The 16,332-nt window shown below is 68.4% G+C and carries 15 protein-coding genes; 10 read left to right on the forward strand and 5 right to left on the reverse strand.

Annotation, left to right across the window (positions count from 1 at the left end; all coding sequences use genetic code 11):
* The first annotated feature begins 77 nt into the window (after window positions 1-77).
* From uvrC to QK291_RS03545, 10 genes are all read left to right on the forward strand, one after another.
* Window positions 78-2,105: an excinuclease ABC subunit UvrC gene (uvrC, locus tag QK291_RS03500; RefSeq protein WP_282379192.1), complete on the forward strand. Its 2,028-nt coding sequence runs from the start codon at window positions 78-80 to the stop codon at window positions 2,103-2,105.
* A 130-nt stretch (window positions 2,106-2,235) separates the two neighbouring features.
* Complete coding sequence (rapZ, locus tag QK291_RS03505) at window positions 2,236-3,159, forward strand: RNase adapter RapZ (RefSeq protein WP_282379193.1); 924 nt, start codon at window positions 2,236-2,238, stop codon at window positions 3,157-3,159.
* Window positions 3,159-4,178: a uridine diphosphate-N-acetylglucosamine-binding protein YvcK gene (yvcK, locus tag QK291_RS03510; RefSeq protein WP_282379195.1), complete on the forward strand. Its 1,020-nt coding sequence runs from the start codon at window positions 3,159-3,161 to the stop codon at window positions 4,176-4,178. The genes rapZ and yvcK overlap by 1 nt, the downstream gene beginning before the upstream one ends.
* 9 nt (window positions 4,179-4,187) lie before the next feature.
* A complete protein-coding gene (gene whiA / locus QK291_RS03515; RefSeq protein WP_069951655.1) occupies window positions 4,188-5,168 on the forward strand; it encodes a DNA-binding protein WhiA in 981 nt (326 codons plus the stop codon).
* A 172-nt stretch (window positions 5,169-5,340) separates the two neighbouring features.
* Window positions 5,341-5,964, forward strand: a complete 624-nt coding sequence (locus tag QK291_RS03520) for a superoxide dismutase (protein WP_282379198.1) — start codon at window positions 5,341-5,343, stop codon at window positions 5,962-5,964.
* Window positions 5,965-6,247: 283 nt separating this feature from the next.
* Window positions 6,248-7,258, forward strand: a complete 1,011-nt coding sequence (gap, locus tag QK291_RS03525) for a type I glyceraldehyde-3-phosphate dehydrogenase (protein ID WP_282379199.1) — start codon at window positions 6,248-6,250, stop codon at window positions 7,256-7,258.
* A 10-nt stretch (window positions 7,259-7,268) separates the two neighbouring features.
* Window positions 7,269-8,495 (forward strand): phosphoglycerate kinase, encoded by a 1,227-nt coding sequence (locus QK291_RS03530; RefSeq protein ID WP_282379200.1) that lies wholly within the window; start codon window positions 7,269-7,271, stop codon window positions 8,493-8,495.
* 81 nt (window positions 8,496-8,576) lie between these two features.
* Entirely contained in the window at window positions 8,577-9,392 is an 816-nt protein-coding gene (gene tpiA, locus QK291_RS03535) for a triose-phosphate isomerase (protein WP_282379201.1), read from the forward strand.
* Window positions 9,393-9,441: 49 nt separating this feature from the next.
* Entirely contained in the window at window positions 9,442-9,696 is a 255-nt protein-coding gene (secG, locus tag QK291_RS03540; RefSeq protein WP_282379202.1) for a preprotein translocase subunit SecG, read from the forward strand.
* Window positions 9,697-9,812: 116 nt separating this feature from the next.
* Complete coding sequence (locus QK291_RS03545; protein WP_282379203.1) at window positions 9,813-10,193, forward strand: RNA polymerase-binding protein RbpA; 381 nt, start codon at window positions 9,813-9,815, stop codon at window positions 10,191-10,193.
* A 48-nt stretch (window positions 10,194-10,241) separates the two neighbouring features.
* Here the strand turns inward: QK291_RS03545 and pgl are convergent, their stop codons facing one another.
* From pgl to tal, 5 genes are read right to left on the reverse strand one after another with little or no spacing between them, the layout of a single operon-like run.
* Window positions 10,242-11,048 (reverse strand): 6-phosphogluconolactonase, encoded by an 807-nt coding sequence (pgl, locus tag QK291_RS03550; RefSeq protein WP_282379204.1) that lies wholly within the window; start codon window positions 11,046-11,048, stop codon window positions 10,242-10,244.
* A complete protein-coding gene (locus tag QK291_RS03555; RefSeq protein WP_282379205.1) occupies window positions 11,038-11,979 on the reverse strand; it encodes a glucose-6-phosphate dehydrogenase assembly protein OpcA in 942 nt (313 codons plus the stop codon). The genes pgl and QK291_RS03555 overlap by 11 nt, the downstream gene beginning before the upstream one ends.
* Window positions 11,976-13,550, reverse strand: coding sequence for a glucose-6-phosphate dehydrogenase (gene zwf, locus QK291_RS03560; protein WP_282379206.1), 1,575 nt, complete (start codon window positions 13,548-13,550; stop codon window positions 11,976-11,978). Before zwf ends, QK291_RS03555 begins: the two co-directional genes overlap by 4 nt.
* A gap of 15 nt (window positions 13,551-13,565) precedes the next feature.
* Window positions 13,566-15,200 carry a glucose-6-phosphate isomerase gene (locus QK291_RS03565; RefSeq protein ID WP_282379207.1) on the reverse strand — a complete coding sequence of 545 codons (1,635 nt, stop codon included), beginning with the start codon at window positions 15,198-15,200 and terminating at the stop codon, window positions 13,566-13,568.
* 4 nt (window positions 15,201-15,204) lie between these two features.
* Complete coding sequence (gene tal, locus QK291_RS03570) at window positions 15,205-16,326, reverse strand: transaldolase (protein ID WP_282379209.1); 1,122 nt, start codon at window positions 16,324-16,326, stop codon at window positions 15,205-15,207.
* Window positions 16,327-16,332 lie beyond the last annotated feature (6 nt).

Below are 16,332 nucleotides of genomic sequence, written 5' to 3' on the forward strand. Positions count from 1 at the left end.
GGCGGCCTGACCGCCAGGGGGCGCCGGCCCGGGGCTGACCGTCCGGGGAACGTCCGCAGGCTCAGTAGACTTGAACTGTGGCAGATCCAGCGAGTTACCGACCCCAGACGGGTGAGATTCCGACCAATCCGGGCGTGTACCGCTTCCGCGACCCGCACGGCCGGGTCATCTATGTCGGCAAGGCCAAGAACCTCCGCGCGCGGCTGAACTCCTACTTCGCCAACCCTGCGGGGCTGCTCCCCAAAACCTATGCGATGGTCCATGCGGCCAGCAGCGTCGAGTGGACCGTCGTCGGCAGCGAGCTTGAGTCGCTGCAGCTCGAATACACCTGGATCAAGGAATTCAAGCCCCGGTTCAACGTGATGTTCCGGGACGACAAAAGCTACCCCTACCTGGCCGTCTCCATGGGGGAGAAGTACCCCCGCGTCCAGGTCCTGCGCGGCGAACGCCGCAAGGGCACCCGCTACTTCGGCCCGTACACCGCCGGTGCGATCCGCGACACCATGGACACCCTGCTGCGGGTGTTCCCCGTCCGCAGCTGCAGCCCCGGCGTCCTGAAACGGGCCGAGGCCAGCGGCAGGCCCTGCCTGCTCGGCTACATCGACAAGTGCGCGGCCCCCTGCGTCGGCCGCATCTCCGCCGAGGACCACCGCGCCCTGGCCGAGGACTTCTGCACCTTCATGGGCGGCGAGGCCAAGCCGTTTGTCACGCGGCTGGAAAAGGACATGGCCGCCGCCGTGGCGGAGCTGGACTACGAGCGGGCGGCGCGGATCCGCGACGACATCGTCGCGCTCAAGAAGGTGTTCGAACGCAACGCCGTCGTCCTCGCGGAGGGCACCGACGCCGATGTCTTCGCCCTGCACGAGGACGAACTCGAAGCCGCCGTGCAGGTCTTCCACGTCCGCGGCGGCCGGATCCGCGGCCAGCGCGGCTGGGTCGTCGAAAAAGTCGAGGACTCCACCACACCGGACCTCGTTGAGCACCTGCTCCAGCAGGTGTACGGCGAGGAAGCCGGACTCCAGGGCAGGCTGCCCCGCGAGGTCCTCGTCCCGGCGGAGCCCAGCAACGCCGCGGAGCTGTCGCAGTGGCTCAGCGGGCTGCGCGGGGCGCGGGTCGATGTCCGTGTACCGCAGCGCGGGGACAAGGCCGCCCTGCTGTCCACCGTCCGGGACAACGCCGAGCACGCCCTCAAGCTCCACAAATCCCGCCGCGCCGGCGATCTGACGCTGCGGTCCCAGGCACTGCAGGAACTGCAGGAGGCCCTCGAGCTGCCGGTCGCGCTGATGCGGATCGAATGCTTCGACATCTCACACGTCCAGGGCACCAACGTGGTCGGTTCCATGGTGGTGGTCGAGGACGGGCTGCCCAAGAAGTCCGAGTACCGGAAGTTCTCCGTCACCGGCGCCGCCGCCGCCGACGACACCGCGGCCATGCATGACGTGCTGACCCGGCGGTTCCGGAACTACCTGCAGGAGAAGACCGTCCAGGCCGACGCCTCCCGGCAGCCGGGCCATCAGGCCATGCTCACCGCCACGGCGGACGCCGCCGTCGCGGCTTCCTCCCCGGTGGCCGTCGCCGACACCACGACCCCGGCGCCCCGGACCAGGTTCGCCTACCCGCCCAACCTCGTCGTGGTCGACGGCGGCAAACCGCAGGTCAACGCGGCCGCCCGTGCCCTGGCCGGACTGGGCATCGACGACGTCTACGTCGTCGGGCTGGCCAAACGGCTCGAGGAGGTCTGGCTGCCGGACAGCGACTTCCCGGTGATCCTGCCGCGCGCCTCGGCCGGGCTGTACCTGCTGCAGCGCGTCCGCGACGAGGCCCACCGCTTCGCGATTTCCTTCCACCGGCAGAAGCGCGGCAAGGCGATGACCGTGTCCGCGCTCGACGGGGTGCCCGGTCTCGGGGAGTCCAAGCGCAAGGCCCTGCTCGCCCAGTTCGGCTCGGTCAAGAGCATCAGGACCGCCAGCGTCGAGGAACTTACCGGCGCCAAGGGGATCGGCCCGTCGCTGGCAGCGGCGATCGTGCGGCACTTCAGCGACGACGACGGCTCCGCCACCGTGCCCGCCATCAACATGACCACCGGCGAAATCCTGGAGACTTAGCTAGCCCCGGCAAACTTAGCTAGGGTAAGGACTTGGGAAACGGCGCGCGGCAATTCCAGCAAACAACGACACTGCGGGCCGCTCCCGTCGCAAATCGGGAACAACAGCACAGCAGAATGGGGCTTCACTGATGGCAGAGTCGACGGCAGAATCCGGGACGGAGTCGGACGGCATGACGCCGGTCAAACCCGTCGAGGCCGAACTGCTCGTGGTGACGGGCATGTCGGGAGCCGGCCGGAGCACCGCCTCGGACGCGCTGGAGGACCACGGCTGGTACGTCGTGGAGAACCTCCCCCCGCAGATGCTCGGCACGCTCGCGGAAATCGTGTCCCACGCGCCGGGCTCCATTTCCAAGCTCGCAGTGGTGATGGATGTCCGGAGCAAGGAGCTGTTCGCTGACATCCGCACCGCCCTGCGCAACCTGGAAGCCAGCGGCATCGGGTTCCGGGTGCTGTTCCTGGACGCGAACGACGACGTCCTCGTCCGCCGCTTCGAACAGGGCCGACGCCCCCACCCGCTGCAGGGCGGCGGCAGGATCCTGGACGGCATCGCCGCCGAACGCGAACTCCTGCAGGAACTGCGCACCTCCGCCGACATCGTGCTGGACACCTCCACCCTGAACGTCCACGGCCTCGCCACCGCGATCACCGAGCTGTTCAGCGAAACCGGGCCCGTGGCGCTCCGCCTCAACGTGATGAGCTTCGGCTTCAAATACGGGCTCCCGGTCGACGCCAACTTCGTCGCCGACGCCCGCTTCATCCCCAACCCGCACTGGGTGCCGGCGCTGCGTCCGCACACCGGGCTGGACCAGGACGTCAGCGACTATGTCCTGGCGGCGCAGGGCGTCAGCAACTTCGTGGAACGCTATGTGCTGGCGCTCGAACCGGTCCTCGACGGCTACCGGCGGGAGAACAAGCACTACGCCACCATCGCCGTCGGCTGCACCGGCGGCAAACACCGCTCCGTGGCCGTCGCCGTCGAGCTGTCCCGCCGCCTCGCGCAACACCCGCGGGTCACCGTGACCACCACCCACCGGGACCTGGGCCGCGAATAATGGCGCTGCTCACCGGTCCACTGCCGCTTCTCCCTCCGGCCAGCGCCGCCTTCGCCAGCCAGCAGGACAAAGGTCCCTCCGTCGTGGCGCTCGGCGGCGGCCACGGCCTGGCCGCGTCGCTGTCCGCGCTGCGCCTGCTCACGTCCGAGCTCACCGCCGTCGTTACCGTCGCGGACGACGGCGGGTCCTCGGGCAGGCTGCGCGAGGAGTACGGCGTCCTGCCGCCCGGCGACCTCCGGATGGCCCTCTCGGCGCTCTGTGACGACACCGACTGGGGCCGCACGTGGCGCGACGTCATGCAGCACCGCTTCGCGCCCGGCAAGGGCCGCGGCGGGTCCCTCGACGAACACGCCATGGGCAACCTGCTGATCGTGACCCTGTGGGAGCTCCTCGGTGACACCGTGGCCGGCCTGAAATGGGCCGGGGCGCTGCTGGGCGCCCGCGGGGAGGTCCTGCCGATGTCCAGCGTCCCGCTGACCATCGAGGGCCAGGTCCGGGTCACCGCGCCGGACGGCAGCCAGGCGCTGCAAACCCTGACCGGGCAGGCGAAGTGCGCCGTCGCCGGCTCGCTGGAACGCGTCCGCCTGCTGCCCGAGGATGCCCCCGCCTGCATCGAGGCGCTTACCGCGATCGAACTGGCCGACTGGGTCATCCTGGGCCCCGGCTCCTGGTACACCTCCGTGCTGCCGCACCTGTTGCTGCCGGAAATGCGCGATGCGCTCTGCAACACGGCCGCCCGCCGGTGCCTCACCATGAATCTCGCAACGGACACCAAGGAAACCCTCGGCATGTCCGCCGCCGACCATTTGCGGGTGCTCCGGGACTACGCCCCGGACTTTACGATCGACGTTGTCCTGGCCGATCCGGCCTCCGTGACGGACCGCGCCGATTTCGAACAGGCAGCCGGGATGCTCGGCGCCGAGGTGGTGTTGGGTAAAGTGGGGGCGTCGAGCCGCCGGCCGATCCACGACCCGCTGCGTCTGGCAACGGCGTACCACGACATTTTCGGGAACAGGTAGGAAAGTGCCATGGCACTGACAGCATCAGTCAAGGAAGAACTTTCCCGGCTGGACATCAAGAAGTCCTCGGTCCGCAAGGCTGAAGTGTCCGCCATGCTTCGGTTCGCCGGCGGACTCCACATCATCTCCGGCCGGATCGTGATCGAGGCCGAAGTCGACCTCGCCTCGACCGCGCGGCGGCTGCGCGCCGCCATCGCCGAGGTTTACGGGCACCAGAGCGAAATCATCGTTGTATCCGGCGGCGGACTGCGCCGCGGCAGCCGCTACGTCGTCCGGGTGGTGCGCGACGGCGAGGCCCTCGCCCGCCAGACCGGCCTGCTGGACGCCCGGGGCCGCCCGGTCCGCGGCCTGCCCTCGGCCGTGGTGAACGGATCCGCCGCCGACGCCGAGGCCGTCTGGCGCGGCGCCTTCCTGGCCCACGGCTCCCTCACCGAGCCCGGCCGGTCCTCCGCCATGGAGGTCACCTGCCCCGGCCCCGAGTCGGCCCTGGCCCTCGTCGGCGCGGCCCGCCGGCTCGGCATCCAGGCCAAGGCCCGCGAGGTCAGGGGAGTGGACCGCGTGGTGATCCGCGACGGCGACACGATCGCGGCGCTGCTGACCCGGATGGGCGCCCACGACGCGCTGATGGTCTGGGAGGAACGGCGGATGCGCAAGGAAGTCCGGGCCACCGCCAACCGGTTGGCCAACTTCGACGACGCCAACCTGCGGCGTTCGGCGCAGGCCGCCGTCGCCGCGGGCGCCCGCGTGGACCGTGCCCTGGAGATTCTCGGCGACGACGTCCCGGACCACCTAAAATACGCCGGTGAACTCCGTGTGGCGCACAAACAGGCCAGCCTTGACGAACTCGGCCGCCTCGCGGACCCCGTCATGACCAAGGACGCCATCGCCGGGCGGATCCGCCGACTGCTGGCCATGGCGGACAAACGCGCCCAGGACCTCGGAATCCCAGGCACTGAAGCCAATGTGACGCCGGAAATGCTGGACGAGTAGCCTCTCCGCGGAAACATCTGCAGAATCGGATCGGGCCGGCGGGAATACCTTAGGGGGACCGGAGGCTATGCCCACTGGATTCCGATCCAGAGACTTCCGGGTGCCACAACATCCGGATGCACAATCCGAGAGTTACCCAACGGACAACCAGTCCACGACATTGGAGGATTTTGTGACCGAGTACGTACTGCCCGAACTCAGCTACGACTACGCAGCGCTGGAGCCCCACATTTCCGCGCGGATCATGGAGCTGCACCACAGCAAGCACCACGCCGCCTACGTGGCCGGCGCCAACAACGCACTCGCCCAGCTGGCCGAGGCACGCGACAAGGGCGATTTCGCCAACATCAACCGCCTCTCCAAGGACCTCGCGTTCCACACCGGCGGGCACATCAACCACTCGGTGTTCTGGAACAACCTGTCCCCGGACGGCGGCGACAAGCCCGAAGGTGAGCTGGCAGCCGCCATCGACGACGCGTTCGGCTCCTTCGACGCGTTCCGCGCGCAGTTCAGCGCCGCGGCGCTGGGCCTGCAGGGATCCGGCTGGGGTTTCCTGGCCTACGAGCCCATCGGCGGCAACCTCGTCATCGAACAGCTCTACGACCAGCAGGGCAACGTCGCGCTCGGCACCACGCCGCTGCTGATGCTGGACATGTGGGAGCACGCCTTCTACCTGGACTACGTCAACGTCAAGGCCGATTACGTCAAGGCCTTCTGGAACATCGTGAACTGGGCCGACGTCGCCAAGCGCTTTGACGCCGCCCGCAAGAACGCCACGGGCCTGATCACGCTTTAACACCGCCGGGCCCCTGGTCTGTGTGACGGGGTTCACCAGCCGGTAACAAACTTCACAATTCGGGCCGAATGGCTCAAATCGTGGACGGTCTGCCCCCGCACTTGCGGGGGCAGACCAAGTTAAACGTAAGATGGGTCACGGAAGGCGGTTAGCCTTCAGCAATGTGGCTGGTCGCCCTCCGATCTGTTAATCATCTCTGCCCAATGGCGTGCGGGATCTGTTAGTTGGCTTGAGCGCCTTCTCAACTAGTCGTGCTTGCAAAAGCACCAAGGAGACTGAAAACGTGACCACCCGTATTGGTATTAACGGCTTCGGCCGTATTGGCCGCAACTACTTCCGCGCCGCACTTGCCCAGGGGGCAGACCTCGAGATCGTGGCCGTGAACGACCTCACCAGCCCGGAAGCCCTGGCCCACCTCTTCAAGTACGACTCCGTGGGCGGGCGCCTGCAGGAGACGATCGAGGTCAAGGACGGCAACATCGTCGTCGACGGCAAGACCGTCAAGGTCCTCGCCGAGCGGGACCCGGCCAAGCTGCCCTGGGGCGAGCTCGGCGTTGACATCGTGATCGAATCCACCGGGTTCTTCACCAAGGCCGCCGACGCGCAGAAGCACATCGACGCCGGCGCCAAGAAGGTGCTGATCTCCGCCCCCGCCTCGGACGAGGACATCACGATCGTGATGGGCGTCAACGACGGGCTCTACGACCCCGCCGCGCACCACATCATCTCCAACGCCTCCTGCACCACCAACTGCCTCGGCCCGCTGGCCAAGGTGGTCAACGACGCCTTCGGCATCGAGCGCGGCCTGATGACCACCATCCACGCCTACACCGCCGACCAGAACCTGCAGGACGGCCCGCACAAGGACCTCCGCCGCGCCCGCGCCGCCGCCATCAACATGGTCCCCACCTCCACGGGTGCGGCCAAGGCAATCGGCCTGGTCCTCCCGGAACTCAAGGGCAAGCTCGACGGCTACGCCATCCGCGTTCCGGTTCCCACCGGTTCCGCCACTGACCTGACCGTCGTCGTCTCCCGCGAAACCACCGTCGAGGAAGTCAACGCAGTCCTCAAGGCAGCCTCGGAGACCGCGGAGCTCAAGGGCCTGCTGACCTACACCGACGAGCCGATCGTCTCCTCGGACATCGTCGGCGACCCGGCGTCCTCCATCTTCGACTCCGGCCTGACGAAGGTGATCGGCAACCAGGTCAAGGTTGTTTCCTGGTATGACAACGAATGGGGCTACTCGAACCGCCTCGTGGACCTCACGGAGCTCGTCGCAGCCAAGCTGGGCTAGGGTAAGACTCATGACATTCCACACCCTCAACGAACTGATCGCTGATGGTGTCCGCGGGCGGTACGTTCTGGTCAGAAGTGACCTGAACGTGCCGCTCGACGGCTCTACAGTGACTGACGACGGCCGCATCAAGGCCTCCCTGCCAGTGCTGGCGAAGCTCACGGACGCCGGTGCCCGCGTGCTGGTCACAGCACACCTTGGCCGCCCCAAGGGCGCCCCTGAGGACAAGTACTCGCTCAAGCCCGCCGCGGCGCGGCTGGCCGAGCTTGCTGGCTTTAAGGTTTCCCTGGCGGCGGACACCGTCGGGGAGTCCGCCCGGGCATCCGCCGCGGCACTGCAGGACGGCGAAGCCCTGATCCTCGAAAATGTGCGCTTCGACGCCCGCGAAACGTCCAAGGACGACGCCGAGCGCGGCGCTTTCGCGGACGACCTGGTGGCCCTCACCGGCACCAACGGCGCCTTCGTGGACGATGCCTTCGGTGCAGTGCACCGCAAGCACGCCAGCGTGTACGACGTCGCCACCCGCCTGCCGTCCTATCAGGGCGACCTGGTCAGCACCGAGGTCGAGGTGCTGCGCAAGCTCACCACGGACACCCAGCGCCCCTACGTCGTCGTGCTGGGCGGTTCCAAGGTCTCGGACAAGCTCGCCGTGATCGACAACCTCATCGGCAAGGCAGACACCATCCTGGTCGGCGGCGGCATGCTGTTCACCTTCCTCGCCGCCGCGGGCCACAAGGTGGCCGGCAGCCTGCTGGAAGAGGACCAGATCCCGGTCGTGCAGGACTACCTCAAGCGCGCCGCGGACGCCGGCACCGGGTTTGTGGTTCCCACCGACGTCGTGGTGGCCAGCAAGTTCGCCGCCGACGCCGAGCACGAGACAGTGCCGGCCGACGCCATTGAAGGCAGCAGCTTCGGCGCCCAGGGCATCGGCCTGGACATCGGACCGGAATCAGCGGCAGCCTTCGCCGAACAGATCAACGGCGCCAGGACGGTGTTCTGGAACGGCCCCATGGGCGTGTTCGAGTTCGCGGCCTTCGCAGCGGGCACCCGGGCCATCGCCCAGGCGCTCACCGAGACCGCGGCGTTCACCGTGGTCGGTGGCGGCGATTCCGCCGCCGCAGTCCGGACCCTCGGGTTCGCCGATGACCAGTTCGGTCACATCTCCACCGGCGGCGGCGCCAGCCTCGAGTACCTTGAAGGCAAGGAACTCCCCGGCCTGAGCGTCCTGGACCGCTAGACCCTCCGGCCGGCAGGGCGCCCATCCCAGGACGGGGCGCCCTGCCGGCCGCTCCACTGCTACGACCTTTTGGGAGACCACGTGACTACTTCAACCAACGGCACCTTCGACCGCACGCCCTTCATCGCGGGCAACTGGAAGATGAACATGGACCACGTCCAGGGCATCACCCTCCTGCAGAAACTGGCCTGGACCCTGTCCGACGCCAAGCACGACTACAGCCGGGTGGAGGTCGCCGTCTTCCCGCCGTTCACCGACCTCCGCGGCGTCCAGACCCTGGTCCAGGGCGACGAACTGACCATTGTCTACGGCGGCCAGGATCTCTCCCCGGCCGACTCCGGCGCCTACACGGGTGACATCTCCGGGCAGTTCCTCGCCAAGCTCGGCTGCAGCTACGTCCTTGTCGGGCACAGCGAACGCCGGACCATCCACCACGAGTCGGACGAGGTGCTGAACGCCAAGACCAAGGCAGCCTTCCGGCACGGCATCACCCCCGTGCTATGCGTCGGTGAAGGCCTGGAGATCCGGCAGGCAGGAACACACGTCGACCACACACTGGCCCAGCTCCGCGCCGGCGTCGAGGGCCTCACCCCCGAGCAGGCTGCCGAGCTTGTCGTCGCCTACGAGCCGGTCTGGGCCATCGGCACCGGTGAAGTTGCCGGGCCGGACGACGCCCAGGAAATGTGCGCCGCCATCCGCGCCGAGCTCGCCACGCTCTTCGGGGCGGACGTCGCCGCCAAGACCCGGCTGCTCTACGGCGGCTCGGTCAAGGCCAACAATGCCGCCTCGATCCTCAAGGAACGCGACGTGGACGGATTGCTGGTCGGTGGTGCCAGCCTGGACGCCGCCGAGTTTGCTAATATTGTCAGGTTCGAGAGTCACCTGCTGACGGATTAGTCCGGACACCGTCGTGGCCCCCGCAATCCAAATCTTCTGAAAGGCCGTCGTGGACGTTCTTCATGTCATTCTGCAGGTCCTCCTGGGTATCACCAGCCTCCTGCTGACCCTGCTCATCCTGCTCCATAAGGGTCGGGGTGGCGGTCTGTCCGACATGTTCGGCGGCGGCATGAGCTCCGGGCTCAGCTCCTCCGGGGTGGCCGAACGGAACCTGAACCGTTTCACGGTCATCCTCGGCATCACATGGGGCGTCGTGATCGTCGGCCTTGGCCTGATCATGCGGTTCAGCGGCGGCGACTCCTAACTCCCCTCCGAAAACTTCATATGGGGTCCTTTTGGCCCTGCCTTGCCTCGGGAACTCCGAACTACACTGTGGCTGACTGCACGCGCATTCCGTCCCCAAGTAGCCAGGAGTTCCCGATGCTGCATTCCGCCTCCGGATTCCGGGGCATCCGCGTAGGAGCCACCGAAGGGGCCTCGCCCCGCCACGAACCGCTCCACGGCGCCGCCGCCCGCACACCCCGCATCCGCGTCAGCTACCGCTGCGCCAAGGGCCACGAGACGCCGCTGGTCTTCGCCCGGCTGCCCGAGGACCAGATCCCCGGGGTCTGGGACTGCCGCCGCTGCGGCGGGACAGCAACCCGGGACGAGGCGCAGTTCGCGCTCGAGGAAGTTCCGGTGGAAGGCTTCAAAAGCCACCTGGAATACGTTAAGGAGCGGCGCTCCAGCCAGGACGCCGAAGACGTGCTGGCCGGCGCGCTCGAGAGACTGCGGGCCAGCCAGGCCCTCCCGGAGGGATAAGACAAAGAGATCGCGCCGGGGATAGCGCCGGGCAGGAGCGCTGCCGGGCTAACTCTTCCGGACCAGCTGCTCCGGAACCCGGGCAGCCGCGTTCTCATCGATCAGCCAAAGGGTTTCGTTCCGCCCCCGCGGGCCGGCCGCAGGCACCTGCACCGGGTTGGCGCCCGCAAGGGCCAGCCCCACGGCGCCGGCCTTGTCCTCGCCGGCGACCACCATCCAGACTTCCGAGGCCGTGTTGATGGCGGGCAGCGTCAGGGACACCCGCAGCGGCGGCGGCTTGGGGGAGTTGCGGACGCCCACCACGGACAGTTCCTTCTCCCGGATGCCTGCCTGTTCGGGGAAGAGCGACGCTACGTGCGCGTCCGGCCCAACCCCCAGCAGGACGATGTCGAAGCGGGGGAGCGCCGACGGGTGCTCCGGCCGGTCATCGGACATGTCCGCGGCGTGTTCCGCTGCCGCCGCGTCGCTGAGTTGGCGGGCGTAGTCCGCGGCCGCCTCCTCGGGAGTGTCGAAGTCGCTGGCGGACCCGGGCACGTGGATCCGGGCCGGATCCGCATCTATGCGCGAGAGCAGAGCCTCATGGGCCTGGCGGGTGTTGCGTTCGGGGTCGTCGGTGGCGACGAAACGCTCATCGCCCCACCAGAAATTGACCTTGGACCAGTCGACGGCCGGAGCCGCCGGCGACTCGGCCACGGCCTTGAGCGAGCCGATGCCCATCGACCCGCCGGTAAGCACCACCGTCGCCTCGCCGTGCTTGTCCTGGATGTCCACCAGCTTGGTGATCAGGCGCGCCGCGATGGCTGCCAACAGAACGGACGAATCGGGATGGATGCTTACTCTGGGATCAGCGCTCACTGGGACGGACACTCCTTAGATTGGTACGTGGCAGTCCAATAGTAATCACTTCACCGAACACTTCGTCCGGATCCAGGCGGCGCAGCTCTTCGGCAAGGCAGTCCTTGAGGCTGCGGCGCGGCAGTGAGATGCGCTGGACCGGCTGCCCGGGCTGGCTCAGTTCCGCCACGGTGAGACCCGGCCGGAACAGCTGCACGTCCCCTGCGGTGCGGGTAAGCCGCACCCGCCGGATCCCGGTGCCGGCCGGGTCCGCCACGATCGTGACCGGAGCGTCCAGGGCCAGCGTGAGCCAGGCCGCCAGCAGGATCGTGCTGGGGGAGTCCGAGGCGCCTTCAACGGCGACCGCCGTCACCGGGGAACCGTTCACCTGGTCCAGGACCGCGGCGAGCTGGATCCGCCAGTTGGTCAGGCGGGTCCAGGCCAGGTCGGTGTCGCCGGCCTTGTAGGTGCGGCGGATGTTGTCCAGCGCCCGCTGCGGATCGGACTCGTTGGCCGAGTCGGTGATCCGGCGGTGCGCGATCCGGCCGATGGAGGTCTGGCAGGCGTTCTTCGGGGCGCCGTGCGGCCACCAGGCCACGATGGGCGCGTCCGGCAGCAGCAGGGCCGCGACGAGGGATTCGCTTTCCTCCGCGAGTTCGCCGTAGCCGCGGAGCAGGATGACCTCGGAGGCCCCGGCGTCGCCGCCCACCCGGATCTGCGCATCGAGCCGGGTCGGGGCCTTGGCGCCGGCGTCGGCGAGGACGATGATCCGGCACGGGTGCTCCCGGCTGGCCTCGTTGGCGGCCTCGATGGCCTCCTCTTCCAGCCCGGATTTGGTGACGACCACGAGGGTCAGCACCCGGCCCAGGGCGATGACGCCGCCCTGTTCGCGCAGGGCCATGATCTTCTTGGAAATCTTGGAGGTGGTGGTGTCGGGAAGATCTACGATCATGGCCTTCTCCAGGTTCGTCCGTCACGGGCAAGGAGCTCGTCGGCGGAAGGAGGGCCCCAGCTGCCCGGGGCGTAGGGTTCGGGCTGTTCGGCCAGGGACGCCCAGTAGTCCTCGAAGGGGTCCAGGATCTTCCAGGACAGTTCGACTTCCGCGTGGCGCGGGAACAGCGGCGGCTCGCCGAGGAGCACATCGAGGATGAGCCGTTCGTAGGCCTCCGGGCTGGACTCCGTAAAGGAGTGGCCGTAGCCGAAGTCCATGGTGACGTCGCGGACTTCCATTTGCGTGCCGGGGACCTTGGACCCGAAGCGGATGGTGGCGCCCTCGTCGGGCTGGACGCGGATCACGACGGCGTTCTGGCCGAAGTCGTCCTCGCCGTGGTCGGTGAAGAGCAGGTTGGGGGCGCGTTTGAGCACCACGGCGATCTCGGTCACCCGGCGGCCCAGCCGCTTGCCGGCGCGCAGGTAGAACGGCACCCCGGACCAGCGGCGGGTATTGATGTCGACCCGGATCGCGGCGAACGTCTCGGTCGTGGAGTCGGCGGGGATGCCGTCCTCCTCAAGGTATCCGACGACTTTTTCGCCGCCCTGCCAGCCGCCGGTGAACTGCCCGCGCGCCGAATGGGTGGAGAGGTCCTCGGGGAGCCGGACGGCGGCGAGGACCTTTTCCTTCTCCGCGCGGAGGTCGTCGGCGTTGAAGGAAATCGGTTCTTCCATCGCGGTCAGCGCCAGGAGCTGGAGCAGGTGGTTCTGGATGACGTCGCGGGCCGCTCCGACGCCGTCGTAATAGCCTGCCCGGCCGCCGGTGCCGATGTCCTCGGCCATGGTGATCTGGACGTGGTCCACGTAGTTAGCGTTCCAGAGCGGCTCGAAGAGCTGGTTGGCGAAGCGCAGCGCCAGGATGTTCTGAACCGTCTCCTTGCCCAGGTAATGGTCGATCCGGAAGACCGCGTCCGGCGGGAAGACCGACTCGACGATGTCGTTGAGCTGCCGGGCCGACTCGAGGTCGTGGCCGAACGGCTTCTCGATCACGACTCGCCGCCACTTGTCCCCCTCGGCCTGGGCCAGGCCGTGCTTGGACAGCTGCCGGCAGACCAGCTCGAAGGCGTTCGGCGGGATGGAGAGGTAGAACGCGTGGTTGCCGCGCGTTCCCCGCTGCTCATCGAGTTCGTCGATGGTTTCGGACAGCCGTTTGAAGGCGTCGTCGTCGTCGAACTCGCCCTGCACGAACCTTATGCCTTCGGCGAGCTGCGTCCACACCGTTTCGTCGAACGGGGTGCGGGCGTAGGCCTTGACCGCGGTCTTCACCTCGGCGGCGAAGTCCTCGGTCTCCCAGTTCCGCCGGGCGAAGCCGACGAGGGCAAAGCTGGGCGGCAGCAGCCCGCGGTTGGCCAGGTCGTAGACGGCCGGCATGAGCTTCTTGCGTGCGAGGTCCCCCGTGACGCCGAACAGGACCAGCGACGACGGTCCGGCGATACGGTTCAGGCGGCGGTCCCGCGGGTCCCGGAGCGGGTTGCCGGCAGGCCTTCCCGAGCGGGTCGCGGAACTGCGGCCGCCATTGTGTTTGTCTGGCATGGTTGCGTGGGTGCCTTAGCTTTCGGAGGAGGGGACTGCCCGGCCGGCCAGCGTGGAGATGATCTCCTGCAGCTGGCGGACGCCCGCGGCGCGGTCCGTGAGGTGCAGTCGCAGGACCGGGCGGCCGTGTTCGGACAGCACCTGCGCATCGCCGGCGGCCTGCGCGGAGATCAGCTCGCCGAAGGTGAAGGGACGGTCCGGGATGGCCAGGTCGGTGGCGGAGGCGGCCGTCACCTGCAGGAAGACGCCGATCGCGGGTCCGCCCTTGTGGAACTGCCCCGTCGAGTGCAGGAACCGCGGACCCCAGCCAAAGGTCACCGGGCGGCCGCTGACGGCTGCCAGCTGGTCCCGGACCCCCTCAAGGGGTGCGTAGGCGAGCCGGTCGAAGTAGGCCTGGACGCTCAGGTAGCTGTCCGGACCAAGTTCGCCCAGCAGGGCGCTGACCGCTTCGGCAGCGGTGCCCGCGCCGCCGAGCCAGTCGCCGCCGCGGACCTCGACGGCACCGTCGGTGAAGGCCGCCGGCGTCGGTTCGGGCTGGGCGTCCAGCAGGCCGCGGGCGGCCACCTTGGCGGCTTCGACGTCGGGCTGGTCATAGGGGTTGATGCCGAGGAGGCGTCCGGCGACCGCGGTGGCGAACTCCCACGTCATCATCTGGGTGGGCAGGCCGCCGGCGATCGCGACCTCGTTTTCGCCGAGTTCGACGTCGGCGTCCGCCGCGACGACGCGGATCACCAGGACGTCGGGGGCTCCGAGGGTGGCCTCCGGGGAGGACGGGCCGGCGACGACCGGCAGCACGCCGGTGCCGAGTTTTCCGGTGGATTCGGCAATAAGCTGTTCGGCCCAGTCCGCGAAGCCCTTGATCCCGGAGCCGTCCTCGGCGATGACGATCTTGTTGCGCAGCGGGTTGGTGCCGCCCAGTGCCGAGCCGAGGGCGAGGCCGATGTTTTCCTCGCCGTCCTCATTGAGGACCTCGGCGGCTTCCTCCGCCTCGTCCAGGAAGGCCTGGATGTCCACGCCGGCGAGTCCGCAGGGCACCATCCCGAACGCGGTGAGCGCCGAGTAGCGCCCGCCGACGGTGGGGTCGGCGTTGAAGACGGCGCGGTAGCCGGCCTCCCGGGAGGCGGTATCCAGCGGCGAACCCGGATCGGTGACGATGATGATGCGGCTCTTCGCGTCGAGGCCGGCCTCGGTGAAGGCGTGCTCGAAGATCCGGCGCTGCGAATCCGTCTCCAGGGTGGAACCGGACTTGGAGGACACCACAATCGCGGTTTCGGCCAGCCGGTCCGCGAGGGCGGCGGCGACCTGTTCCGGATCGGTGCTGTCCAGCACGGTCAGCTCGACGCCGGCGGTTCCGGCGATGACCTCGGGGGCCAGCGAGGATCCGCCCATGCCGCACAGGACAATCCGGCTGACGCCGTCGGCGCGCAGGGCGTCGCGGAGGGCCAGGATGTCCGCGACCAGCCGCTGGGAGACGGTGGCCGCCTCAACCCAGCCGAGCCGGACCGAAGCCTCGGCCGCCGCGTCGGGACCCCACAGGGTGGGGTCCTTGGCGAAGATCCGGGTGGCGACTTTGTCTTCCAGCAGGGCGGTCAGGTGCTGTTCGTGGGCCAGGCGGGCGGCGCCCGTGGCGTCGTAGCTGAGAGTGGTCATGGGACTATGCGTCCTTCCGTGCAGCGGCGAGGGCTGCCTCGACGTCGGCCAGCAGTTCCTTCCAGCTTGCCACGAACTTGTCGAGGCCTTCGGACTCGAGCACCGCGACGACCTCGTTGTAGGAGATGCCGAGGCCATCGAGGGCGTTCAGGGTGGCGTTGGCGTCGTCGTAGCCGCGGCTGATCGTGTTGCCGGTCACGGCGCCGTGGTCGAAGGTCGCGTCGAGGGTCTTTTCCGGCATGGTGTTCACCACGCCGGGGGCCACGAGTTCCGTGACGTACAGGGTGTCCGGGTAGGCCGGGTCCTTGACGCCGGTGGAGGCCCACAGCGGGCGCTGCGGGAGGGCGCCGGCGTCGGCCAGGAGGGCCCAGCGTTCGGTGGAGAAGAGCTCCTCGTAGACCTGGTAGGCCAGGCGGGCGTTCGCGAGGCCGGCTTTGCCCTTGAGGGCGCGGGCCTCGTCGGTGCCGATGGCGTCGAGGCGCTTGTCGATTTCGGCGTCGACGCGGGAGACGAAGAAGGACGCGACCGAGTGGATTTTGGAGAGGTCATGGCCGTTGTCCCTGGCTTGCTCCAGGCCGGACTGGAAGGCGTTGATGACGGCGCGGTAGCGCTCGAGGGAGAAGATCAGCGTGACGTTGACGCTGATGCCGGCGGCGAGCGTGGCGGTGATGGCTTCCAGGCCCTCAAGGGTCGCCGGGATCTTGATCAGCACGTTGTCCTTGTTGACCTGGGCGTACAGTTCCTTGGCCTCGGTGATGGTGCTGGCGGTGTCCCAGGCCAGGCGCGGGTCAACCTCGATCGACACGCGGCCGTCGACGCCCTTCGTGGCCGCTGCCACCGGGGCGAAGAGGTCGCAGGCGTCGGCGACGTCGGAGGTGGTGATCGCGAAGACGGTCTCCTCGACGCTGGCGCCGGAGGCGGCCTTGGCGGCGATGATGTCGTCGTAGTCGTGGCCGGTGGTGATGGCCGCGTGGAAGATCGACGGGTTCGTGGTGACGCCGACGACGTTCTTCTCCTCGATCAGCTTGCGCAGCGTGCCGGTGGACAGCCGGCCGCGGGAGAGGTCATCGAGCCAGATGGAGACGCCGGCGTCGGAGAGCTGCTGCGTGGGGGTGGTGGTGCTCATAGTTAA

It is taken from the genome of Arthrobacter sp. AL12 (genome assembly GCF_029960645.1).
Classification (GTDB): Bacteria; Actinomycetota; Actinomycetes; order Actinomycetales; family Micrococcaceae; genus Arthrobacter.